Below are 25394 nucleotides of genomic sequence, written 5' to 3' on the forward strand. Positions count from 1 at the left end.
CAACAATACTACCTGGTGACTGTTTTGACTGGGTGTGAGATAACAACGTGAATAAGTATTTTTTTTTGCTGCAAGTTACTTTAGCGATACTGATAACATTGCCTACTTTCGCTGCTGAGACTTCAGATATTCCTAGTTTGAGTGAAACTGAGCTACCCGCCACTAAAGCAGAGTTATTAACTCAACAACAAGTCACACCAGAAAATCAGCCAATCGAACAACCAGAAACAGAGCCAACTCCCAATGATGATGCAGACATTTCTATAGAAGCGATTGGCGAAAAAGACAATCTACCTGAGTCTACTCCAACTTACATAATTGAGAAAGAAGAAATTCAAAAGCAGGGCGCTACAAGCTTAGCTGATATTTTGAAAAGAATGCCTGGTTTCGCCATCAATGATGTCGGACAGGGTGCAGATATTCACACAGGTACATACTACCGGGGAGCCTCAATTAATCAGTCTGTATTTCTGATTAATGGTAGACCAATTAACAATAATGTCAATACTTATCATGGTGGAACTGACTTAAATAGCATTCCTGTAGAGGCTATTGAACGAGTGGAATTATATAGCGGTACAGCCTCCGCTTTATATGGTTCATCAGCCTTTGGAGGAGTTGTTAATATCATTACTAAAGAAGGCTATGAACAACCTAAATTAACTGGTAGTGTAGAATTTGGCTCATTGAGTTTAAATAATCAACAAGTTAGTTATGGTGGTTCATCTGGTGCTGTCAAGTATAACTTTAGTTTTGAAAGATTCTTTTCAGATAACCGTTACCGTGTTCCTGTAGGTGCAGCAAATCGCGATGCTCAAGGGTTTTTATCGAATGCAGATACAGCCACAAGTACTTACTTTGGTAGCATTGCTCTAGATTTAGATCAGAAAAACTCTTTGAATTTAGATATTACTAAACTCAGCAGTCGTCGCGGCTTAATTTATTTTGGATTTCCTTTACAAAGAGATCGATTAGACCACGATGGCTTGAATGTTGGCTTATCTTGGAAAACGCGACTGGGTAATGGAGACGACTCTAATCTTACAACTTCAATTGGTTATAACCAAGATTATTTTAGCACCTATGGCCCTACAGGGGCATTTTATCGTACAGGGATTTTAGATACACAACAACTCTCAGCTAGGGTAGATCATGAGTGGAAACTTACTCCCAATAATAAATTGCGCTGGGGCTTAGATTTAAAAAATACTGACTTAAACGGTGATGTTTTAAGTACAAATCCTGCTCGAATTGCTAATAACGAAACTGAAAATAGGAGTTTGTTGAATACAGCCTTGTTTGCTGTCAATACTTGGAATATTAGTGAGAATTTTTTGGTAGACTTGGGACTAAGACAAAGCTTTGATGGTCAGTTTGGGAATTATTTTAATCCTAGTGTTGGGTTGCGTTATGCTGTTACTCCAAAAGTTGCTGTGCGTGGAAGTTGGGCTGGAGGACAGCGAAATCCTGGGTTAGATCAGTTATACGTTTATGATACAGTTCATGGTTGGGAACCAAACCCTGACTTAGAACCGGAAAATGGTTCTTCTTGGACTGCGGGGATAGATGTTAATTTTTCTGATAATTTGATCGGACAGTTTACTTATTTTGGTAGTAGTATAGGCGATCGCCTGGGAGTTATAGCAGGAAGATGGGAGAATATTGGACTAGTCGATACTAATGGTTTAGAGGCAGCGTTGCAATTTAAAATTGCTTCTAACTGGTCAACTTTCCTCAACTACACTTATACAGATGCTCAAATAAAATCAGGATTGGAGAAAGGTTTACAGTTAGGTTTGATTCCTTACTCTGTACTCCAAACTGGTGTTGGTTATCAAAATGCAGGATGGCAAGCTAACTTATATGTTACTTACAACAGTGGCGCTCGCAGAGCCTTTTTTACAAACCCTGGTGACAGGAGTACAGATTTTGCGCCATCCTTTCTAAATTTAGATTTCAGCGGTCGTATACCTATAACTAGCACTTTGGGACTGACAGTTTACTTAGAAAATTTACTAGGTGAGCAATACGAGCGAGTAAATCGTATCTATAGTCCTGGATTTACTTTCCGTGTAGGTTTAAGTTCAAATTTGTAAGTAGCAGCTAGGAATCCAAACAAATGACCAATGACAAATGACCAATGACAAATGACCAATCAATTACAATGGCTAATATGAGAGCCAGAATTGAAAATCAAGTGCTTTTTCTCCACCACGAAGACTTGCCAGAGTTTAAGAAGGGCGGTTCTGTGGTCAGGAATTCTTATTTCTGGGCGCTACGTTCAATTGCTGGTCGAGCTTCGCGTTATCGTGATTGGGAATATGAATCGGAAGTTTGGCTAGCGCTTGCACGAATGCTTTTGTCGTTTACTGAGTCTGGATATTTGGGTTACAAGGAAACCGTGTTAGAGTTTCCCCTATCTCAAGGAGAAATTCCTGAGGCGTTGCGATATGTGGCGACTTGGGAATAGACTATGGCAGTTCTAAATTGTGTGAAGTACGCCAAAAAAACTCAAGACTTAGGCAAAAATTGCCAAAAAGCTTAATTTACCGTTCGCGTAGCGTGCCGGAGGCATATCGCCTTCTCAGGAGAAGCTTCCGCTAAGGCCTTGGTTTTGCAGATAAGAATTCGTAGAGTGTGCGTAAGTTCTATATTTATACTGCAATGCCATCTAAACGCAACCTCTTGCAATGTTAATGCATTGACCTGCAATGTTATTACATCGACCTGCAATGTTATTGCATCGACCTGCAATGTTATTGCATCGACCTGCAATGTTATTGCATCGACCTGCAATGTTAATGCATTGACCTGCAATGTTATTGCATCGACCTGCAATGTTATTGCATCGACCTGCAATGTTAATGCATCAACCTGCAATGTTATTGCATCGACCTGCAATGTTATTGCATCGACCTGCAATGTTATTGCATCGACCTGCAAAAATTAACCTACCCTTTCTTTGACCTTGCCTAATCTAAAAACATTACTCTAGTTCTAAGCTCGACTTTATGCATTTTTGATTCAATTAAGCAGGGTAAAATAAGATATTTTGTATTTCATGCAAATAAGAACTGCTATAGTAGCTCCAGTACTTTGTTATTTAACCTCTTCATACCAGATACCTACTGTCTCAAAAGTAACATAAGCAAGTTTGAGAAAATTCACAACTCGCTGTTTACCAAGAACCCCAAATTCTTTATACTCCCGTGCTTGAGCAAAGGTCAGGCGGTTTTGGTCAATTATATTTCTTTCTTTGTATGCCAGCTTCGGAAAATCTACAACCTGAATCTTATATTTATTCACTAAATTTTGAATGGTAGTGTCAGACTCAACATGCTCCCAATCGTCGCACAGCCCTAAATTTCTGACCAAAACATGAGGGATGTTGTCGCCGTAGGTATTCACTGACTGTACAAACAGATTCAGACTGTCATATCCTCCTGTAGACACAAACCACTTGCAAAACCTCACGCCCTCAGAATTCCCCAGTTCAATTAAGTGATTTCTCTCAATCCAGCCTTTTACAGCTCTATGAGATTGAGCTGCTAAATTCACAATTACTGGCTTAGACATTGCTATTTCAAAGATTCTATCTGCTTTATCAGCCAGCCGTTCATCTTCAGTAAACACAGCATACTGACATATATCCTTATAGACACCAGCGACATCAGGATTAGACCTATCAGTCTCCACAGGTACAAATGGTATTCTTTTATCCACACAATACTGAATCATTGTTCTGGTTAGCAGAGACTTCCCTACCCCACCCTTCTCACCATCCACCAAATGAATCGTCGGCATAACAACTACCCTTAATACTGATTGAAGTCATCTAAAATATCTGCATTGAGCTTAGAAGTGTTTGAAGTTTGACACTTAGTAGCTTTGGTAACTTTCTGAGATGTTTTTGATCTGTTTATGACTGCTTTGAACGCGATTGTCTATATTTTGTGTACATCTTGTAGTTGAGCTATTGGAATCTCAATCACAAATTCTGTGCCTTGTTCAGGTGTCGAGTTACAATATAGCCTCCCAGCATGTTTGTTTACTACAATCTGGTAACTAATCGATAGTCCAAGTCCTTTACCTTTACCTACAGGTTTAGTGGTAAAAAAAGGATCGAATAGCCTAGAAAGAATCTTATCAGGAATACCAGAACCATTGTCGATAATGTGAATTTCTACCCATGACTCAGCAATAACCACAGTATAAATGCGGATAAAGCTGGGGTTGCTGTTGATTGTATCAGGTGTGGGCTGCAAGTAGCGATCGCCTATAGCATCGATCGCATTGGTAAGGATATTCATAAAAACTTGATTGAGTTGACCAGGGTAACACTTCACTGGTGGCAGCAAACCATATTCTTTAATTACAGAAATTTCCGGCTGCTCATGTGTTGCCCTCAAGCGGTGCTGCAAAATCATCAACGTACTATCAATACCTTCATGGATATCAACTTCCTTGACTTCTGCCTCATCTAGACGCGAAAAGGTGCGAAGGGACTGCACGATTTCCTGAATCCTCTGCATTCCTATCTTCATAGATTTGAGCAGTTGAATGAAATCTTGACTCAAGAAATCCAAATCCGTTGCTTCGATTTCAGCTTGGATTGATTGAGGAGGATTAGGATAGTTTTGCTGATAAAGTTCTACCAGTTTCAGTAAGTCCTGGGTATATTTTTGAGTGTGAACAAGGTTCCCATACACAAAGCTAACTGGATTGTTAATTTCATGGGCAATACCAGCTACCATTTGACCTAATGAGGACATTTTTTCTGTTTGAACCAGTTGTACTTGAGTTTTTTGCAGTTCTTGCAGAGTTTGTTGCAACTGCATATTTCTCTTTCTTAATTCCTGTGTTCGCTTATAAACTGTGGTTTCCAATTCCTGATTGGTTTTTTCTAAGGCAGCTTGAGCAATTTTCCTTGCTTTTAAGTAGCCTTGTAGCAAGTGCAGCACTGCAAGCCATGCGGGGATGAGCATAACTAAGCTCACAACAGAGGCGAAAGTTGACCACAAAAGCTGTTTACGATAATCAGCAACCTTCTGTTGAAGCTGTAGTGAGATAGAGCGATTTCTGCTGGTAACACCCGCAGCATATTTTTGTTTCTCTGTTTTATACTCACGACTAGACAACAGTGCTTGTGCTGCTTCCTTTTCACCACTTCTGACTAAATCAAAAGATTGATACTCCATTGCCACCAAGCGCTGATTGGCAGCATCAGTATTTTTCGCATCTTCAGTTGTATAAGCCTGGGGAGCTAATTTAATAGATTCCTTGATGGCTGCATCTAACTGTGGTTCAAAAAGACGATACCGTTGCTCCCAGGTGGAATTACTTATAGCGGCATTCATCCGTGCTGACATAGTTAATACTTCATCAAAATAAGTAATTTTATCACTCAGGTTTTGCAGCCGCAATTCATTCTTGATGATGCTGTTGAAGTTTCGGGAAGCTTGCCAAGCAATCCAAGCTTGGGGAACAAATAAAAACAGAGTCAAAAGTACTGTTGCAGCGACAACTTTAGATGGCCCAAATGCCAGTATGTGAAGAAAGCTCCTTAACCAATAGTTGATGCCAGTTTCATCGAGGTTTAATTTTGCCTTCATCTTACGTACAACACTGCCTTGCTCTGCAAAAATACATAATCTTGAGTCAAGGGTAATCAGGCTATTCTTGCAAATCAAAGGTTGAAAACACTTAATGTTCTGATTTCTACTTCAAATTAACTATAAATAGGTAGTTCATAAATTACTTTTGATTAATTCTCTAAAGCTGTAGTTACGAAATTGGTTCAAACACCATTTGGGGAATCAATATTTCGCCTTGTAATTGCCCAATCCCCAAAAAGCGAGCCTCTTGCTCATAAACTCGCACTATCCCAGAAAGCTCATGAGTTATGGGGATTTGCTGTCCCTGACACCATTTTTGAGCAGATATTGCTGATAAAGTCACAAATGGCAAATGTTGCAACGCTGTATCAGGAACAGTAGGTTGAAATGTTCCAGCTTGTAGTTGTGCTTCTAAGTCAGTCAAGCTAAGACTGTCTGCTAAATTGAAGCCACTGCTTTGGGTACGTGTCAAAGCGGCGAGGGTTCCACCTGTTGTTAAAACTCCACCTAAATCACGAGCGATCGCTCTAATATATGTACCAGAACCACAAGCGATCGCTACATCCAATTCGGGAAAATCTCCTTCCCGCCAGTCCAAAATTTCTATGTGAAAAACTTCAACTGTCCGCGCTGGAACTTCTACTGTTTCACCTCTGCGTGCCAAATCATAAAGACGTTTTCCGTCTACCTGAATTGCACTGTAACTTGGTGGAATTTGCTCAATCTTACCTTCAAATTGTGAAAGTGCAGTCTTTATGTCTGCGAAACTCAATCCAGCACAAGGTTGAGAAGTGATGATTTCGCCTTGTAAATCATCGGTTGTGGTACGCACTCCCAACCTAATAGTGGCTTTGTAAGCTTTATTTTCTGATAAATACTGTAATAATCTTGTGGCTTTACCAAGTGCGATCGGTAACACGCCGGTAGCTGCTGGGTCTAATGTTCCTGCATGTCCTACACGTTTGAGGCGTAGCAGTTTCCGCACCCGCGCTACACAGTCGTGAGAAGTCCAGTCAAATGGTTTGTTTAAATTGAGAAAACCTTGCACTGTAAAATTTTATAGTTTGCAGATTCAGCTATATTCTCATATTGGCGTTGCTGATTGAGACTATGAATTTGTGTCACGCACAGAGAAAAAGAGTTTGAGAAACTGAATTTTGGATTTTCATACTTTGATTCAACAACGCCCTAATTGCAATTATGAATTAGTAATTATTAATTATTTTGACGTTTTTGGTGCTGTGCTTGGTTAAACTGCTTTTGTTGTAATGTTAACAGGTCGGAATCAATTGCGGGTCGCATATCCCACTGCCATTCTGCTAGTAAGAGTAAACTAATGCTCATTATTAGCCCGGTTGCGAGAAACTGCATAACACCACAATAGGGTAAAACCAATATACCTAGCAGATGAACCAATCCCATGAGAAAAAATGTGCGCGATCGCATTCCCAATCCTGTATAGATATAGCCAATGGCACTTAATCCCAGCCACAGCGGACACAGGTTCATCAAAACCTCCCCCCAGCCAAGAAAAATGCTCAAATCAGTCAGCATCAAACCCGTTAACATCAAAATCACCCAGCCATATACAATCCAGCGCAGCTGCTCCACGCTCACCCAAAACCACGTTAAGCAAACCATGCCGACTGTACCAACTAGAGTTAGCACTGACCACAAAATCGCTTGCGAACTCCAGCTGATGGGGAGAAATTGAGCTGTTACGAAAATGCCAGATGAAATCAGACCCCAAAGAATAAATGCTTGATCAATGCGGGTATAAAATCCTGAAAAAAGGCTAAGATTTCCTACTTGGTAGTTAAGACGTACTAGCCCCTGAAGATCCTGAAAATCAAGCTCATGCTGTTTTTCCCGCAGGAGTGGCTCAGAGTTATTGAAAAAAGTCATTTAAAGTCTATTGCTACAAGTAGTAAGGAATGAATTATTTTTCTATCTTAAGATAGATGACTTCATTAATAATAACAGACAATAGAAAATTTTAATCAATTAAAGCGTTGTCGGATAACTTTGACGTTGCACTAGAAGTTTAGGAACTGCGGATAAAATACCCAACCCCAAAATCATTATCCTGAGATTTTGCAACACCTAAGAATCAGTAGTAAGTCGCTTCGGTAAGCTGACTGTAACTTTAGTTCCTTGCCCTACTTCACTAAACAAAGCAATTTCACCACCATGTAACTCTACACAAGCTTTAGCGATCGCTAACCCTAAGCCTGTCCCAGGAATTGTATCGACGTTACTTGCACGGCTGAAGGATTGAAACAAGTTTTCTTGATCTGCGAGCGGTATCCCAATTCCCTGATCTTTGATGTGAAACATCACCTCTGATTCTTTGCCAATGAGGTGGAATTCTACAGTACCCCCAACTGGGGAGTACTTAATTGCATTGGACATTAAGTTAACAAAGATTTGCTGTAAAAGTCCGCGATCGCCCCAGAAGCCTTTGTTATTTCCAGTAATTTGAAAAATCACTTTGTGACGCTCACCTACTGTCTCTTGCTCTTGTTCTATGAGTTCAGAGAAAAATTGTAGTAAATCGAGCGGCATGGGCTTAAACTTTGTCTTGTCCATCTCAAATTGATTAACTAAAAGCATGTTATCCACGAGTTTGGACATATATCTTGCTTTTTGCTCAATAATTTGCTGGAACCGCTGTTGTTTAGACTCATCGAGCCGCTCGCCATGTTTTACTAAAGTTGATGCAGCAGCCAGAATTGAAGTTAACGGCGTTCGACACTCGTGGGAAACTGTCGCCACAATTTGGGATCTAAATGCGTTGAGTTGCTGTTCTTTGGCAAGAGCCGCTTGAGTTTGAGCAAGTAATTCAGCCTGTTGGATAGCGATGGCTAGTTGCACCGACACTTCATAAAGCATCTCCGCATCATCAGTTTGCCACTGCGGCTCTCCTAAGTCGTGTTGGGCAATTAATAAGCCCCAAAGCTTGGGGATTGGATTCCCGTTATTGCTCAGATTAATGGGAACTACCAAATTCGCTTTAGTATTAAATTGCTCTCTCAGGGTACGGCAATTGCTCAAGCCTAGCTCGTAGACATAAGGAATCGGTAACTGGGGATTAGAGATTGGTAAAACTCTTCCCCAGTCCTCCGTCCGCGTAGCGTCCCGTAGGGAAGTTCCGTTCGCCGGACGCCGATGCTCGAACTTCTCTGCTTGTCCCCAATCCTCAGCTGTATCGTGATCGCCCAGTGCTACAGTCCGCCATGATTTAACAGAGGAGGCAACTATCTTACCGCCTGCATCTGGGTTAAATTTATATACCATCACGCGATCGCACTTCAGAAGTTGCTGAACTTCGACTACAGCCGTATTTAAAATTTGCTCCAAGTTAAGAGACTGGCGAATTCGTAGAGCAGTCGTAGCAATTAGGCGCTGTCGTTCCTGAGTTTTGCTTAGCTGAGCTTGCAAGCACGATTGCTTGATCGCGTTGCGGACTGCTAATTGCAGTACATCCTGTTTCAGCTGTTGCTTGACCAAATAATCTAAAGCACCCCGTTTCATTGCCTGCACAGCAAGTTCTTCATCACCACGCCCTGTCAACATAATTACAGGTACAGAATTCTCAAATATCTCCTGCTTGAGCTTGTCGAAGAGTTCTAACCCACTCATATCAGGTAGGCAAAAATCGAGCAGAATGATATCACAGCGAGTTTGCTTCCATAAGGCAAGTCCATCCTCTGCACAGTCTGCCTCCAAAATCTGGTAGGAATGGTGCGGATCTTTTGAAAGATATCGACGATAGATTTTTCGATCCGCTGCACAATCATCGATGATCAGTAGCGTCCGTGTGTCCAACATAAAAGTATGAGGATCAGGGGGCAATATAAATCCTTTAATCCAGATTGTGTTTATTGCATAATTCTAAAAATAATATAAAATAAGTCTAAATAAAATCTAAAATCTTTAGTTATCCTAAAGAAATAAACTGGTCTCCCTCAACAACCACGTCAAATTTGGGCAGTAGGAAAGAAAGAGAGCTAAATCTACCACAGACAAACAGACACAGCAATTTAGAGACTAAAATGTCTCCCTGTGCTTACAGTTGCCTCTTCTTTTTTCCTTATGTTCCTACTGCCTCATCAACAGAAAATCAGCAAATTTAGTGTTGCATATTTGCGGGGGTGATTTATCTCACGCAGAGGCGCAGAGGCGCAGAGGGGATAAGGAGTTTTAAATTTCAATACATCAATTTCATCCCTTGTTTGTGCAACGCCGCAAATTCAATCCAACATTGGTGGAGTATTAGCTTTAAGCCAATAATCCACAAATGCTTGAATCGTCTTTTTGAGTTCCTGAGCATCCATCGGCTTTACCAGATAACCATTTGCGCCCTTTTGGTAGCACAATTCAATATCTTTGGGGTTAGACGATGTGGTAAAAACAACGATGGGAATTTCTTTGAAACTCCTATCTTGCTTCAACCGCTCTAGGATGTCACGACCATCAATACCTGGTAAATTCAGGTCAAGCAAGATCACAGAAGGTCGCAGTACTGGTTGAGGTTGGCTTAGAGCTTCACCCTTGCCGTAAGCATCGCTCTCCTCTTGATAGTCTCGATAGAGGAACTCTAAAACCTCATCCCCATTAGTACAGCGATGTATGGGGTTCTGGACAGCCATCCGCCGCATCAGCCGTTGCAGCATCCGAAAATCTTCATTGCTGTCCTCAACAACGAGCAGCGGTTCATGAAGTTTTTTTATCATTCGCGGTCTTAAAAGAACTTAACAAAAATATATATTTGGTGAATATCTTAAACTATTCGAGCGTAAAATAGAAGACCGAACCAACACCCACAGAAGACTCAACCCAGGCCTGACCGTCATGAAGTTCGACAATCTTCTTAAGAATAGCTAGCCCCGCACCTGCTCCTCCCCCATACTTTTCCTGAGAATGAAGCCGTTTGAAGAGTCGGAAAATGGTTTCTAAATGATGCTCTGGAATACCAATACCGTTATCCCGTACATAAAAGACGGGGAATTGGTTATGGGGCTTTATTTTAACTTCATCTCCCCTGTCCCCCTGCCCCTCTACTCCCCCATCCAGGTAGCCAATCTCCACCCATTGGTCTGGCTTATCGTTGTATTTAAACGCATTGCCAATTAGGTTACTAAAGACCTCATTAACAAGAACTTTGTCACACTGAATTATTGGTAAAGGTCGAGGGATACGAATATCAACAAGCTCACAGTCTTGACGACTAGCACGAAAGACATCAATTACCTGGTCGAGTAATTCGTTAAGGTCAGTGGGCTGCTTTCGTAGTTGTGCTTGTCCTAACTGGGATAGCCGCAGCAGAGCATTAATCAGAGTTTCCATCCGTACAGATAGATTTAACACTGTCTGCAAACATTCAATTCCGTAATCATCCAGTACTTGAACGTAGTCTTCTAGCAGCACCGTTGAGAAGTTATAGATACCCCGCAGAGGTTCCTTGAGGTCGTGAGAAGCAGCATAAGCAAAAGAAGCAAGTTCTCGATTGCTGCGCTCCAACTCCTGGTTAATTTTGGCTAACTCATCTGCTTTAGAGAGTACAATGCCAACGATCGCATTTTTGAGAGCGATCGCACTATCAAGTTCGCACGGTATCCAAGGTAGAGAAGTTAATCGTACCGTTTGTTGCCATTGTTCAAAGGATTTTCGTGGAGAAAGGGTAATATTACCATCTACCTCAATCATGGCTGCGTTTGGATTCCCTGCCCAGTGTACCGTTTGGATAACTTCGGGGCGAAACCAGAGAATACAATAGCGGCGAACTTTAGAAATCCGCAGTAGTAGCAGCCCACTGGCAGTATTTTTAAAGGCAGTAGCTTCTGGGTAAAGCTTCGGCAGAGAATCGGTAGCAAACAAGTTGTCACTTTGGTTATCTGCCCACTCAATTAAGGCATGAACCTGAGCAATATCTGGTGTTATCCCCACAAGTGTGATTTCATTATCCAGACAAACCGCTGCTCCAGAAGCGCTGACTAGATCCAGCAACCGGATTTCAGGTTTAATCAAGGCATCTATAAAATTGTCTGCTTGAGAAATGGATTCTAGAAACTCAGACTGTAGCGACTTGAGCTTTACCTTATAATCCCATTCCGAATGACTAATTTTGTGTGCTAACTCCGAAGAAACAATCTGTCCCAACAACTCGCACATCTTCTGCACTTCGTAAGGAATATACTTTGGAGTTTGATGATGGCAAGAAATTAATCCCCAAAGTTGCTGCTCTTGAATGAGTGAGAGTACCATCAGAGCTGCCACTCCCATATTTTGATGATATTCAGCACAACATGAATCAAAACTTCGTAGCACAGAGTAGCTTAAATCAAGATGCTGATGTGTTGTGGGGTTTTCAGCGGGAACTAGCTTAACAGGTTGAGTGGTCACATCGGGAATGAATCGCAGAAAGGAGCGCGTGTATAATTCCCTAGCCGGTGAAGGAATATCTGTTGCAGGATAGTGGAGTCCTAAATAAGGTGATAAATCTTCTCGTTTAACTTCGGCAATGACAGAACCCGCTCCCTGCGAGTCGAATTGATAAATCATCACCCGATCAAAACCTGTGATTTTTTGAACTTCTTGCGCTGCCAGATGCAAAAATTCTATCAGGTTGGATGTGCTTTGCATTTTGGCGATCGCCTCACTTGCTAAAGCGTAAAAGCTCAAGAAACTCAACTCCGATTTCGAGTCAGTTGGTTCTAACTCTAAAATCACAGCTTCTTCTGTATGATGAGCAATGGCATCAAAGTATCGTTGATTATTCAAAGTTGTAATTGATACTTTAAAAGCAACGGCACTGCCAATTTTTTTCTCCAAGCACTGCTTAACTGCTTCAATGTGCTGAGTATCAAGCAAGCAGTTCAAAGGTTGACCGAGTAAATCCTTTACCTCTTTACCCAAATATTCTTGGGTGTTGTTACTAACTTGCAGTATCTCTAATTCGGTACTGAGTGCTAGTAGGACGCCATGAGGTTGAATAGAGCCAGGTAGATGAATAGGTTTGCGATCGTGGTTGGTCAGAGAAGTAGCTTGGGCAGTAATATCTTCAAACTGGCTCATGCTTATAAATCAATTGCTAGCAACTGATGGGAAGCTGATTTTTACAATAACGCAATTAAATGTCACATTTCTTTAAAGTATATACCGAGCAGTATGAATCGGATACCAGATCAATTGTGCTTGTTCCCATAACCGCCTCAGAATGAATTCTGATTAAAGTCTCTAAAGAAGACTGAGTAAAGCTTTTAGTCCACGCTTGCGTGGACTTTAGCCATTAGCCAAGAAATAAATTTTTTGGCAAGAGATGGGGATGTAAATAAATTGCACAGACTTGATTATGCAGTTTAAGAAATAAATTGGGTGATGTGTGCTGTCTACTTAAATTCCATAATCACGTTTGTGTATGGTCAAATAAAAATTGTTACACGTAGCAGGGCAACGCCGACATCTAACATCCAAAAGCCAAAGTGAAGTATAGAATTAGAGGCTTTTTTCTGAATTTGAAAAAGTAGAATTTTGTGGCGATCGCTACTAAGCACTTGTGCTAATTCGGTTGAACTGAGGGACTGAATGAGACTTAAACCAAGAGACTTACTAGAAATACTTTGAGTGTAAGCGGCGTTGAGGTAGGGGATGTATTTTGATTTTCCTGCGACATAAGTTTGGAAGAAAGGCACACTCAAAACATTCATATAATGACGCGCTTGGGAAGCATCACCAATCATATCCGCAGGTAATGCTACTTGCTGATTTGCAGGGTTTCCATTGCCAATGGTAGAAAAGTGAGTACCACCCACAAGCATCACGAGATACTTTTGTGAATTAGCAAACCAGGAGAAAGGTAGAATTTGTTCGTATAAAGCTGGTGCTACAGTATCATCACTACTACCGACGATCATCACTGGAGTTTTAATTTGGCTTAAACCAGCTTTGCCGAAAATAGAGCTAGTAATTGGATTAACTGCGATCGCAGCTTTAACTCTCTCATCCCGCAGATTATACTCTTTGCCGGTCTTAGTGATGCTCAATTCCAAAGCCCGACACTGAAGCAGTAAAGACATATTCCAGCTATCTTGAAGTGCCTCTGGTTGACAATCTTGTTCTAGCTGCTCAAAGTTTATCTTAGCGCCTGCTAAGGCTAAAGCTGTGTAACCGCCAAGAGATTGACCAAATACGCCAACTTGTTGCAGATTTAACCGACCTTTAAACCGTGAATCAGAGCGGTTACTCTTTTCTAGTTTATCCAGTATATATTTCACATCTAAAGGTCGGTCTTTAAATTCACCTGGTTCTGCTACTTCACTGGCGCTTCCATTCAGTAAAGAACGCAATTGTTTCGCATCACTACCCGGATGATTGGGAACGACGACAGCAAATCCGTAGGAAGCTAGGTGAGTGGCTAAATATTGAAAGTTGCTGCTGTCTAAACCCAAACCGTGAGAAATCACAATTACGGGTGTAGAAGTTTTGATATTAGGAACGTAAACATCAGTTAATAAAAGCCGATTGCGTGTCAAGTCAAAAAACTTTAGTATATATTTCTGTGACTTAAACTGTCCCTGACTTCGTAAATCTGGTAATTGCGATAAATTTGGTTGAGGGATGGTAGCAGCTTCTATCTTTGACTTTTGAGAAACAGTTGCGATCGCTCGGTTGGTTTCATTAACAAGTTTCTCAAGTTCCCCAGCTATTTCTAAACTCTGCAATAAATCCAAGTGAATGCTGCTGGTGGGATATTTACGCAACACATTCAGAAGAGTTAAGCCTCCTGATTCGGCTGAAGCTAATATCAGCGCTGCTCGTAAAGCATAAAAACTGGGTTTTGATTGACGAGATTTGGTTTTAATTACTTGCGTCAACCGACGCAGTAAAAATTCTCCTTGAGGTGTGTAGAGAAATTGCGAAACTACTACTGGACTAACTTTTACAGGGCTGAGTAAAATTCGCCGCAATTCCTGAATTTTTTGAAGTGGCAAATACTGCTGATAAGCTGCCAAATCGTCATCAATTACACCTGTTTTAGCGTAGTTCTCTAAAGCATTGACTGAAATGGAAAGCTCTAGAGCTGAATAAGATCCATAAATCCGCTCTGCTGCCATCACAGAATTACTTTCAAACATTGGCAGCAACATTGAAAGAACCAGTAACAGAGAATTTTTTCTCAGAGTACTGGCCCAATTACCAAACAAACTATTCATCGCTCAACTGTTTCGGTGGTATTGTTTTGCGAGGCGTTGGTGGTAGTTATTCTGACACCCTGCTTAGTTTATTTAATATTATTCGCCTCAGAAGTAAGGATTTGTTTTGAGTTTTTTCTCTCGTAGCTACAATGTCAAAACTTCAATGCAACATGGAAACACAGATAACCAAAGTCTCCACCTGGCAAGGGATTAACTTCAATAGCTTGCTTTTACTGTGAAATCATAACAAATAAAAAAATACCCTGCCTCAGTATTTATAATGTAGCTTTGAATAGAGAAACTATTCACTGAGTAAAAACTAGTAATTTTTCTAAAATAATTACAATCGTTCAGCTTTTCCCAAAGCGATCGCCATTGAGCCTACTACTACTAAAACCGCTCCAAATATTCCGATCAATGTTAAGTGCTCTGGCAGAATTAAAGAAGGTGTAATTACTGATACAATTTCAATTGATATTAAAGTAACAATGGGAGCTAAAGCTAATACTGCACTCACCCGTGAAGCTTGCCAATGTTCTAATGATTCTGCGAAAGCACCGTAAGCTATTAGAGTATTTAGAGCACAGAAAAGCAGCATTCCTAAATGCAAAGTATCAAGTATAAAAATTGATTTTATGCTGGCGAGAGGAGTGAATAATAAAGCACATCCTCCATAAATAATTAGCATGATGCTCGCAGAAGATAAAGATTGTAATAACTGCTTTTGTGCTAATGCATAAATGGCCCATGCTACTGCTCCTAGAGCAATCAAAATACTACCTAAGATATATGTGCTATGTGCTGTAATTAAATTCGTCAGTTGTTCTCGAAAAAATAAGAGATAACCCAAAGTCAGTATACTTACACCAAGCCATTGATACAGCCGATAACGTTCTTTAAAAATTACTAAGCCTCCCAAACCTAATAAAAGGGTGGATAGCTGAATGAGAACTTCAGCATTAGCAGGGGATGTAAGTGCTAAACCTTGCATAAAAAAGAGATAATTACTTGCTAAGAAGATTGTTGCGATCGCCAACAACTTCCAAGAATTAGAACGCAATTGTTCTAGCTTGGGTAATTGACCGCGTATTCCTAAGTACACAGCAAGTAACGCAAACGATACCAAAAAGCGAAACCAGATGATGGTATAGACATCAAGCACTTGCAGCGTTACCGTCAAGGCGATCGGTAGAATTCCCCACAAGAAGACCGTCAACAGCGATAACGCTAGCCCTAAACGCCAGCGACCAGAACTTTGATGTAGTGACATTCAAATATCGTAACCAAAGTAGGGCTGGTCATGCCCACGTTAGTACCTTCATAAAAAACCACGCCCCTAGTGAGCGTGGTTTTTGAGTATGAGGAAAGTAAGCAGATGCCATATCACCCAAGCAGCGCTAAGCCGCATTCACAAGGGGATGAGGCTTAGCACTGCTTTCTATTAAAGTCAATATTTGAGGCTAGAACACCGATTCAGTATTCAAGATAGGGGCGAGAAAAACCGATTATTTCGTAGAGACGTTGCAATGCTGTAGTAGAGACGTTGCAATGCAACGTCTCTACGGTCAACGATAATTGGTCGTTTTACCGAAAAGAAATCGGGTTTTTGCGATTACTGAATCGATGCTCTAGCTAATACCTAAACCGTTATCTCTATTTGAGTTTTTTTTATCCTTTTTTTTCTGGGAATCTTTTTTTGGTTTTTTGACTTCTTTATTTCCCTTTTTTTCCTTCGACATCATTACTCTCCAATATGGTGATGAATAAAATGGCTACAACGCCAGTAAAGTGTTTCCTAAATGATATTTATACAGCAGATTTCAGGTAAATGAATTACATAAATAAAACCCGAAACCTTGTAGAGACGTTACATGTAACGTCTCATGTGATTCATGAAAATGCCAACTGCTGTAAGTTCAGAAAGCGCTGACTGGAAAAGGCTTCAACCTCTATCATTGCTAGCTACCGTTCTAAATTTCGGACTCAGGAGTAAAGCTGCAAGACCAAGCATTGCGTTTATTTAAAATTAAATGTATGGCTTCTGCTTTATCCAACATTGCGACAGAATTCCAACCATACTTTGTCAAATATAGTTGAAACTCTCAATTACTCAACGAAGATCACTACCCTATTGGATACCAGCAATTAGGTAATCGAAGTAAGCGCCAACTTCGTTAGCGTCTTCTTCAGAAATCATTGAGGTGGCGCTACTTTTCATTGCACGGATACTTTCAACAACGGCTTCAATCGGAGTGCCAAGAGATTTGTACATTTCACGAGCACCACTGACTCCAATCTCTTGAAGTGGTGTCGATTCGCCAGCCACGACACTGTAGGTGATCAAACGTAGATAGTAATCCATATCTCGCAAGCAAGTTGCACTCATTTCCTGACCGAAGGCATTGCCACCAGGAGAGATAATATCTGGGCGTTTTTGGAATAGTTGGTTTCCAGCTTGCTTAATAATAAGCTCCCGATTTTCCGTTAAAACCTTAACAAGGCGCAGACGGCGCTCACCACTCTTGACAAAAGTTTTAATCGGTTCTAGCTCTCCAGGGCTGAGATAGCGAGCTCCAGCGTCCGCATTGGCAATTGATTTTAAGATAAGGCTCATTAGAAACTCCTTGAAAAAATTGAATTAAGTTTGCTTTATTGGGATTCCAGGGTTTTGCTTAACTAGTAAGTTTTTCTCAATCTAATAGTTAAAAGTTTCAGTTATTGTTGAGCACGACTTGGAAGTTTAAAGAATTAGGTAAGTTTGATGATTCTGGCGATCGCTAAAAGCATATCTTGCCAATTCACTTTCCAAATCGTGTTTGATATATCTGAATGCCCGGAATCAAAATTAAACTTTTCTAATCACCGTGTCCGGCTTTTAGTTAGTAGTCAATCTGCTTATACAGGGTTATTGAAGTAGGTTGCCCAAAGAGTTCCAGTTACCCCAAGAGCAATTAAGAAGTAGGTAAAAAATCTGCCTAATTCAGTTTCTTGTCCCAGTAACTTGTCTTCTCGACCAGCAGTGAAAAACAATGACCAGGCTTGATTAACGTTGATTGTCTCAAAGTTGTTAAAATTAGGTCGAAAAACAACTGCTCCAAGCAAGTTTTTGTTAGGATAATCGAAATCGGTTTTCATAGGTTCTCTCAATTGTTTTATTCGTTAATAACTGATAATTGGTTGATATTTGAGCTTTTGATAAAGGGATGTATGCAAAAGAATCTGCATCTCAACGGACAATTAGATAATTGTCATCTATTCACTCAAGTAGTTGGCAGAATTTCAGAGCGTAATGTTCAGAGTTTAGGTAGTCGTTGTGTATTCTGCCATCAGGCATCTTTGTGCCTCTGAGATTAGCCCCGTTTATTTTTGCTCCTCTCAGGCTTACCCAATTTAGATTGGCACTACCTAAATCTGAGTCGCTCAAGTCTGAGTTTTTCAAATTTGCTCCAGTAAAATCTGCTTCTCTCAAATTTGCTTTAATTAGGCTTATCCCTTTCAAGTTTGCCTGCCTAAAATTCCTTTCCCCGGCTGCATATCGCCTTAAAACTTCATTGGCATCCATATTGGTTGCCTCGCAACGTGTAGCGTTGTCGCTGTCTTTAATATTTTCATTATAGCAGGTATATTTTAATAAATAATTATAAAAATAAAGCCTATTATTTTGATATAATAAGACACGAATAATTTATTTACTGTCAGGTATAGATAAATAAAATTTATTGGATAAATATTTAAATACTTGTTGTACAAAGTAAACAACTTATACGCTATTCAAACGCTTGCTCAAACATAGTTTTTAAGAGCAGAATGCCATAATTACAATTGAGATTAAATAGAAAATCTAACCACAAAGGGATAAAATTTCCCACAGAGTTTTAGTGACAATTACTTCAAATTAGCTCTATATAAGAGATAAAAATGGAATCCGACAAAATTCAAAACCAAGAGGAACTAGACTACAAAGCATTGTTAACTAATGCAAAGCTTGCTTTAAAAGTTGAATACCAGAAGTCAGCCGCTCTAATGTCACAACTACAAATCATAAAGACTCAGTTAGAGCAAGTTCAGGCTGAAAACAAAATTTTGAGGGAGAATATCTCTGAAGATATAGTTAAGCACTTTGAAGCACGCACCCAAGCAGCGGAAGCGCGATCGCTAAAAACAGAAGTCCGCCAAAAGTTTCTTGAAGCCAATGGTTGCAAGGATGACGAGAGCTTTGATACCCTATGGGAAAGCATTAAGCATCAAATTCAGATCAAAGACGGTGAAGTGAGAATCGTTGCTCAAAATGGTACGCCTAAGTTCACCTTCAAGGGCAACATGATGACTTTGAGAGATTTTATTCAATCCCTCAAAGAAAACCCAATGTCTGGAAAATTTTTCTTGAACTAGTAACACTTCTCTACAAGACGCTGCGCGAACGCGTAATTCGTAATGGCCTACGCCCCGCTGCGCTAACGTAATTAACGTTGCGTAAGGGTTTTAGACATTTCAAATGGGTGACTTATTTACGTCGATCTATACTAGTACGTTACGATGGAGTATCAAACGTCTACTGCTTGAAGTTGTTCTTTGGCTACAGAAACCTCAGATAGCACAGGGGCTTTTAGTGGGTCGTAGCCTAACTGTTGAGTAATCCGTTCCCTGGCTAAAGCGCGATACTCCCAAAAATGTTCTCCAGCGGCGCATAGACCTAAATACATGTTGAGAACTTGAGGCTTTTGACGCAGAATTATCCATAGTTGTCGCCAGAATTGACCCCGAATTTCCGGTCTTCGCAAGCCCTGATGCCAGATTAACTGAGTAACTAGCCGCAACCCCTTACCTGGAGAAAATTGCATTGTTTGCTTTCGCTCAGAGGGCGAGTTAATACTAAGACAGTGCTGAAAACACCGTCTGAGATAGTTCTTGGGTTCATACAACGTCCAGAAGCCTTCTACATACTCTCTAGCGATTTCATCGATGGAGCGGGTGGGAATAAAATTCATTAAGGTATTCTGGTCTCCTACCTCAGTACCGCCGATGCCCTCTACTAAATGTAAACGCTGCTCTCTTTCAAGACGGTTCCACAGAGCAGTATTGGGCAAAGCTTGGAGGATGCCTAACATCGGCTGAGGAATACTGGTTTGTTCAACAAAAGCTTGAATCCGTTCTCCTGCACCTGGGCGTTCTCCATCAAAACCGAGGATAAACCCTGCATAAATTACCATACCTGCCTCATTAATCTTGTGACAGGCTTCAATTAGCGGATTGCGAGTGTTTTGGAGTTTTTGTGTTACTTGCAGACTGTCTTGGTCTGGGGTTTCAATGCCGAGAAAGACAGCATAAAAGCCTGCTTCATTCATCAAATGTAGTAGTTCATCGTCTTCTGCCAAATTTACAGAAGCTTCAGTGATGAAGCTAAACGGGTAGTCGTGCTGCTTCATCCAAGGAATCAATTCTCGAAGGAAACGTTTGACGTTACGCTGATTGCCAATAAAGTTATCGTCAACAATAAAGAGTGACCCTCGCCAGCCTAAATCATAAAGAGTTTGTAACTCAGCGATGATTTGGTGAGGCTCTTTAGTGCGTGGTTTACGACCATAAAGAACAATGATGTCGCAAAATTCGCAGTTAAAAGGGCAACCGCGAGAAAACTGGACAGCCATCATCAAGTAGGCATCTCGTTGCAGCAGGTCAAAACGCGGCATCGGGCTTTGGGTGACATCAGGTTTTTCAATGGAGCGAAAGATGCCTTGCTCTTTGCCTTGGTTTAACGCTTCTAGAAACTGCGGAACCGTTAACTCTCCCTCATCCAAAACTAGATAATGCGCTCCAGAGTCAAGAGCATCTTGGGGGATTGAGGTGGGGTAAGGGCCCCCGACTGCTACTTTTTTGCCTAACCGCACTGCTTTTTTAATCAGAGCGTGAAAGTCTGGCTTCTGCACCAGCATTGCAGAGAGGATTACCAGGTCACACCACTCCCAATCGGCTTCTGTTTCCGGGTTGACATTGCGATCGCAAAATCTAATTTCCCAATCTTTAGGCAGGAGAGCTGCAACTGTAATGATTCCCAGCGGAGGCAAGACAGCTTTCAGTCCAGCGATTTCCATAAAGCGATCGTAAGACCAAAAAGACTGGGGAAACTGAGGATAGAGCAATAGTGCTTTCATGAAATCCTTTGTCCAAATTTGGTTTACTTTGTAGGACTTATGCATCGTACATAAGTACTATCTTTAATTTGAATATTTCAACTATGTATAGCGCTCAACACTGCAAATATGTGAGCAAATTAGGGTTGTGTGAAGCGCCTGAAATGATTAAATTTCATTATTTGCATCATAGTTGATTTGTACAGTGTGTAAATCCTACTTTAGTATGAGTCAATACATGAAATTAAGTAAACTTAAGTAAACTTGAATTTGCTTAATAAGTTTGTATATTTAAATCTATGTAATAGTTTACTCAATTGGTATTTCCTGGTAACAGTGGCTACAACGCCAGTAAAGTTCTTTTGAGCGGACATGACGGAGTAAAGTATCTGAACAGCAAGGGCAAATATGTCTGCTCATCATGGATTTATTGATTGCTGTAGATATACTTTCTTGGCAGCAACAAGCGATTATTCTAGTCGGCAATGGCATTAGAATCGTGAATAAATTTTCCATTTTAAATCCGTGAAATCTAAATAATATCTGACACTCTTTCATCCTGATAAATCGTCAGGATATCTGGCTGACATTGCTTTACCAACGCAACAATATCTCTGGCTTCTTCCTGATATAGGTCTTCAATGTAGCCACTTCTAGCAAGCTGTGCTTCTTTTTGACTATCAAAAGGGCCAAAATAATAAGTGCAACGAGGAACTGTGGTACTTATTTCTACCCACCAAAATAATTGTGATTGATTGTATGGAGATAAATTCATGGGAGATATTTGTAATTCTTTAATATTCAGTTATATCTTTAACCTAGCTTTATGTAATCTGTAAACAAGGGTTAGTATGATATACTGCTGTTAGAATTCGTGTTTGAGTAAACGTTTGATAGTGTCTAAGTTGTATAGGTTTTACTAAAAAAATAAAATTATTATAATAACTAATTGTGTTGCCAAAACTGGATGTTACTGAAAAATACCTTTAATGAATCCAGGTTGTGTTGCAATATAACTCTGGCAGTAGAAAACTTTTTGAGTAGAGGTATTAAATCAATTTATAATCAATTCCCTCAGATGATAGATGTGGACAAAAATTCTGCTTTATGCCAGTTAATTAAAATTTAGCAACGGGTAAGATATTTATTTTTTGAAGTCCAGAACGAAGATATTTTGCTAGAGAAGCCCTTTCGATAATATAACTCGTTGCATAATTTTGAGGTATCAGCTTTAATGCTTGTGCAATTAAATTATCTAAGTCTTCTGCTTGTTCACATGATGTACCTCGACCAAACCATATAATGGCTATTAATTCTGCTTTTTCTTCTTCAGAAAATTCGTCAATATATTTACGTAATACATTTAATGAGGTTCTCCCTGTCATTTTGAAATCTTCTAAATAATTAGACAATTTGTCTACAAATGTTTCTGATATATTTACTCTCCTAATTTCCATTGAGCAATAGACTAATTCGGCAAGATCAATGACTTTGTGTACTTTGTTAATTGACAAAAAATTCATATTTATCTTCAGTTATGCTTGAGCAAATATAGATGTAACAATAGAGACATCTGTTAAGTGTGGCTCGGAGATAGCGATAATTAGTACAAAACTTGTTTGGAAATGTTTCACTTTCTGTGCCGCTGATAATTTGTGAGCTGGTAAGTATTTATAGAGAAGCCTTTAATCTGTACTTTTGTACTTTTACACCATGACAGATGAGTGTTTGAATTCAAGTTTTGGCAAAAGTTTGAAATGTATAAAATTAGCTCTAATGTTTAATTATGTTACAAAAGTTTACGCTTTGGGTTGATTTAATTTTGATAAAACAAGAGTATATTTCTTAAATTTTGTATAACTTCAACCGTTCATCAGGTTGTTAGCACAGAAAAAGCTTTAAGATCACAGTATTAATAAAAGTTAAAGTTATTGATTTTAGGAGCAAGGTTTTGTCCTATGGTCAAGCGATCGCTCCAAGCATCATCTATCGGGATTCAACAGGCTAAAAAAGCGTTTGCACGCAAGGGTTGGACGCAAGAAAATCTGGCAGCCGAAGTTAACTTAAAGACTCGCCAACCCATTTGGCGGTTTTTCAGTGGTCGTCCGATTGAGCGTCATACCTTTATGGAAATTTGTTCTGTATTAGAACTGAATTGGCGGGAGATTGCTGCTGATCCTCCAGCAGAATTCTCTGTACCCGGAGAAATAGCCGAGGCTTCTGTCTTAGATATAGATGCATTAGTGGAACAAGTGCGATCGCAACGCCAAGATAAAATTCAAGACCAGTGCGGCATTTTGCAGTTATTGGACATCAGTCATCCCGTAGGGATCGATGATATATATATTGATGTGAATATTTTGGAGGAAATTGCCAGTCAACAGTGGTTAGAGATTTCTGACCTGCAAAACATTGGTCGGGAAGAATTTGACCGCTTTGGTTTAGGTGAGATTGACCAGAAACAAATACCGGGTATCGATGCAGTCGAAAAGTACTCCAAGCTCAGAGTACTAGGCAAACCAGGGGTAGGTAAAACCACCTTTTTGCAACATCTTGCCATTCAGTGTAATCGTGGAGCATTTGCGGCACATCAGCTTCCTGTATTCATCACACTAAGGAATTTTGCGGAAGAGTCTAGAGTCAGTGGCGAATTCAACCTATTAAATTACATCCATCAGGAATTTCTTACGTCTAAAATTTCAGACCCATCAGTAATTGAAACCTTGCTTCAAGCAGGCAGAGTGTTACTGTTGCTTGATGGGATGGATGAAGTTATTAACCAAGATAGCAATGCTGTATTAAAAGAAATTCGCAGGTTTTCAGACAAATATCACAAAAATCAGTTTGTGGCTAGTTGTAGAACAGCAGCTCAAAAGCTCAGGCTCCGAGGCTTTACCGATGTTGAAATTGCCCCGTTTACCTCAGAACAAATCATCGCCTTTGCTCAAAAATGGTTTGTGGCATTTACTAAAACCAACACCCAAGATGGTCAGGCGCAGTCTGTTGAGTTTATTCAGAAGTTGGACTTAGCTGAAAATTGGCAATTTCGCCAACTCGTCGTCATACCCCTGTTTCTGCATCTTGCCTGCTGGGTGTTCCACAGACAAGAAAAATTTCCGACTAAGCGGACTGACTTTTATAAGCAAGGACTAGACCTTCTATTAGGCAAATGGGATGAAGCCAGAGGCATAGAACGAGATGACGTTTACCGAGGATTTTTATTACCACAAAAGCTGAAGTTTTTGAGCCAGATTGCAGCAACGACCTTTGAGGAGGGTCAGTACTTTTTTGAGCAACGCGTCATTGAGCAATACAATTGGTGACTATATTCGTAATCTGACAGATTTGCCAATGGATGCAGAGGAAGTGCAAATAGAAAGCGAAGCGGTGCTGAAGGCGATTGAGGCGCAACATGGACTACTAGCAGAACGAGCGCGGGGAATTTTCTCCTTCTCCTATCTGGCGTTTCAAGAATACTTCACGGCGAGAAAAATTGTTGCCAGCCATAACCTACAGGCATTAGAGCAAGCGCTAGCAGGACTAGTCAGTCACATCACTGACGCACACTGGCGCGAAATCTTCTTGTTGACAGCTACCATGCTGCGGAGTGCAGACGGGCTGGTACAGTTGATGAAGCAACAGATTGATGCATTGGTTGCCCAAGACCCTTATTTACAAGAGTTTTTGACCTGGGCTAGCCAAAAATCTCGCACTATTCCAACCCAACCAAAAGATGCAACAGTTCGATCATTTTACCTGGCCTTGAGTCGAACTCCTCACGTAGCTCCTCACTTTGCCCTAGCCAGCAGCCTCGACCAAGGGATGTTTCTGGATGCGGCATTAGATGACCTGCTACTGGAGTGTGCAATTGATGGGAGCCAGGACTTTGCCCACATTCACTCCTGTGGAGATGCTCTATCGCATATTCTGGGCATTGTTCTGGATGTTGGACTCTATAAATCCCTGCAACAACTCTCTAACCAATTTCCAAATTCTCGTCAAAATCAAGAACGGTTTGAATTATGGTGGCAAACAAACTATTCAACCTGGTCTGAACAATTAAAAACAACGATCACTAATTATCGTAATATTAACCATCAATGGCAGTTTAGCGCTGAACAACAACAAGTGCTGCAACGCTACTACGATGCCAATCAGCTACTACTTGATTGTCTAAACAGCAATTGTGAGGTGACTGCTACTATCAGGCAAGAAATTGAAGCAACCTTACTGTTGCCTCAGAAGGAACTTGAGGATAGGGAATGGCAATAGAACTTTTAGTTAATTTCTCAAATAGGGTTGTGTTGAAAAATAGTTTTGGCTACATTTTGTGTCGTAGTTAATCAACTCATTCAAGAAATCAAACAACACTCTGTCAAAGTACAGGAGCCAGACTTTTTGTTTGACCAAGGAATCTATAAAGCAGCATCTCAGAGAGAAGTGTTAGTAAG

At 40.4% G+C, this 25394-nt stretch carries 21 protein-coding genes; 5 read left to right on the forward strand and 16 right to left on the reverse strand.

Going from position 1 to position 25394, the window contains the following annotated elements:
• The first annotated feature begins 47 nt into the window (after window positions 1-47).
• Both HCR01_RS27545 and HCR01_RS27550 read left to right on the forward strand, forming a co-directional pair.
• Window positions 48-2096 carry a TonB-dependent receptor plug domain-containing protein gene (locus tag HCR01_RS27545; protein ID WP_193199221.1) on the forward strand — a complete coding sequence of 683 codons (2049 nt, stop codon included), beginning with the start codon at window positions 48-50 and terminating at the stop codon, window positions 2094-2096.
• Between the two features lie 77 nt (window positions 2097-2173).
• Entirely contained in the window at window positions 2174-2470 is a 297-nt protein-coding gene (locus HCR01_RS27550) for a hypothetical protein (RefSeq protein ID WP_193199251.1), read from the forward strand.
• Window positions 2471-2541: 71 nt separating this feature from the next.
• On the opposite strand, the gene HCR01_RS39090 is transcribed toward HCR01_RS27550, so the two are convergent.
• The 13 genes from HCR01_RS39090 to HCR01_RS27615 all read right to left on the reverse strand — a co-directional run bounded on the left by HCR01_RS39090 (window position 2542) and on the right by HCR01_RS27615 (window position 18374).
• Window positions 2542-2943 (reverse strand): hypothetical protein, encoded by a 402-nt coding sequence (locus HCR01_RS39090; protein ID WP_226889670.1) that lies wholly within the window; start codon window positions 2941-2943, stop codon window positions 2542-2544.
• A 156-nt stretch (window positions 2944-3099) separates the two neighbouring features.
• Entirely contained in the window at window positions 3100-3804 is a 705-nt protein-coding gene (locus HCR01_RS27560; protein WP_193199222.1) for a mobilization protein, read from the reverse strand.
• Window positions 3805-3944: 140 nt separating this feature from the next.
• Complete coding sequence (locus HCR01_RS27565; protein ID WP_193199223.1) at window positions 3945-5612, reverse strand: sensor histidine kinase; 1668 nt, start codon at window positions 5610-5612, stop codon at window positions 3945-3947.
• A gap of 172 nt (window positions 5613-5784) precedes the next feature.
• The gene (gene truB / locus HCR01_RS27570; RefSeq protein ID WP_193199224.1) at window positions 5785-6663 is read right to left on the reverse strand and encodes a tRNA pseudouridine(55) synthase TruB; all 879 of its coding nucleotides are present in this window, start codon (window positions 6661-6663) and stop codon (window positions 5785-5787) included.
• A gap of 167 nt (window positions 6664-6830) precedes the next feature.
• On the reverse strand, window positions 6831-7520 hold the full coding sequence (locus HCR01_RS27575) for a hypothetical protein (protein WP_193199225.1): 690 nt from the start codon (window positions 7518-7520) through the stop codon (window positions 6831-6833).
• A 198-nt stretch (window positions 7521-7718) separates the two neighbouring features.
• On the reverse strand, window positions 7719-9446 hold the full coding sequence (locus HCR01_RS27580; RefSeq protein ID WP_193199226.1) for an ATP-binding protein: 1728 nt from the start codon (window positions 9444-9446) through the stop codon (window positions 7719-7721).
• 422 nt (window positions 9447-9868) lie between these two features.
• The gene (locus HCR01_RS27585) at window positions 9869-10351 is read right to left on the reverse strand and encodes a response regulator (protein WP_193199227.1); all 483 of its coding nucleotides are present in this window, start codon (window positions 10349-10351) and stop codon (window positions 9869-9871) included.
• 52 nt (window positions 10352-10403) lie between these two features.
• A complete protein-coding gene (locus HCR01_RS27590) occupies window positions 10404-12692 on the reverse strand; it encodes an ATP-binding protein (RefSeq protein ID WP_193199228.1) in 2289 nt (762 codons plus the stop codon).
• A 347-nt stretch (window positions 12693-13039) separates the two neighbouring features.
• On the reverse strand, window positions 13040-14830 hold the full coding sequence (locus HCR01_RS27595) for an alpha/beta hydrolase (protein ID WP_193199229.1): 1791 nt from the start codon (window positions 14828-14830) through the stop codon (window positions 13040-13042).
• 322 nt (window positions 14831-15152) lie between these two features.
• Window positions 15153-16082, reverse strand: a complete 930-nt coding sequence (locus HCR01_RS27600) for a DMT family transporter (protein WP_193199230.1) — start codon at window positions 16080-16082, stop codon at window positions 15153-15155.
• 858 nt (window positions 16083-16940) lie between these two features.
• Complete coding sequence (locus HCR01_RS27605) at window positions 16941-17426, reverse strand: allophycocyanin (protein ID WP_162399999.1); 486 nt, start codon at window positions 17424-17426, stop codon at window positions 16941-16943.
• 281 nt (window positions 17427-17707) lie between these two features.
• Window positions 17708-17947 (reverse strand): hypothetical protein, encoded by a 240-nt coding sequence (locus tag HCR01_RS27610; RefSeq protein ID WP_193199231.1) that lies wholly within the window; start codon window positions 17945-17947, stop codon window positions 17708-17710.
• A 121-nt stretch (window positions 17948-18068) separates the two neighbouring features.
• Entirely contained in the window at window positions 18069-18374 is a 306-nt protein-coding gene (locus tag HCR01_RS27615) for a pentapeptide repeat-containing protein (protein WP_193199232.1), read from the reverse strand.
• Between the two features lie 356 nt (window positions 18375-18730).
• On the opposite strand from HCR01_RS27615, the gene HCR01_RS27620 reads away from it, so the two are divergent.
• The gene (locus HCR01_RS27620; RefSeq protein ID WP_193199233.1) at window positions 18731-19204 is read left to right on the forward strand and encodes a hypothetical protein; all 474 of its coding nucleotides are present in this window, start codon (window positions 18731-18733) and stop codon (window positions 19202-19204) included.
• Window positions 19205-19356: 152 nt separating this feature from the next.
• On the opposite strand, the gene HCR01_RS27625 is transcribed toward HCR01_RS27620, so the two are convergent.
• From HCR01_RS27625 to HCR01_RS27635, 3 genes are all read right to left on the reverse strand, one after another.
• Window positions 19357-20964 (reverse strand): B12-binding domain-containing radical SAM protein, encoded by a 1608-nt coding sequence (locus HCR01_RS27625; RefSeq protein WP_193199234.1) that lies wholly within the window; start codon window positions 20962-20964, stop codon window positions 19357-19359.
• Window positions 20965-21475: 511 nt separating this feature from the next.
• Entirely contained in the window at window positions 21476-21718 is a 243-nt protein-coding gene (locus HCR01_RS27630; RefSeq protein ID WP_193199235.1) for a DUF1816 domain-containing protein, read from the reverse strand.
• Window positions 21719-22061: 343 nt separating this feature from the next.
• Window positions 22062-22466 (reverse strand): DUF3775 domain-containing protein, encoded by a 405-nt coding sequence (locus HCR01_RS27635; protein ID WP_193199236.1) that lies wholly within the window; start codon window positions 22464-22466, stop codon window positions 22062-22064.
• A 435-nt stretch (window positions 22467-22901) separates the two neighbouring features.
• Between HCR01_RS27635 and HCR01_RS39095 the strand changes: the two genes are divergently transcribed.
• Both HCR01_RS39095 and HCR01_RS39100 read left to right on the forward strand, forming a co-directional pair.
• Window positions 22902-24266: an NACHT domain-containing protein gene (locus HCR01_RS39095; protein WP_226889671.1), complete on the forward strand. Its 1365-nt coding sequence runs from the start codon at window positions 22902-22904 to the stop codon at window positions 24264-24266.
• On the forward strand, window positions 24247-25215 hold the full coding sequence (locus HCR01_RS39100) for an NACHT domain-containing protein (protein WP_226889672.1): 969 nt from the start codon (window positions 24247-24249) through the stop codon (window positions 25213-25215). Before HCR01_RS39095 ends, HCR01_RS39100 begins: the two co-directional genes overlap by 20 nt.
• The last annotated feature ends 179 nt before the right edge of the window (window positions 25216-25394 follow it).

The organism is Nostoc sp. MG11 (assembly GCF_014904695.1).
GTDB lineage: Bacteria > Cyanobacteriota > Cyanobacteriia > Cyanobacteriales > Nostocaceae > Komarekiella.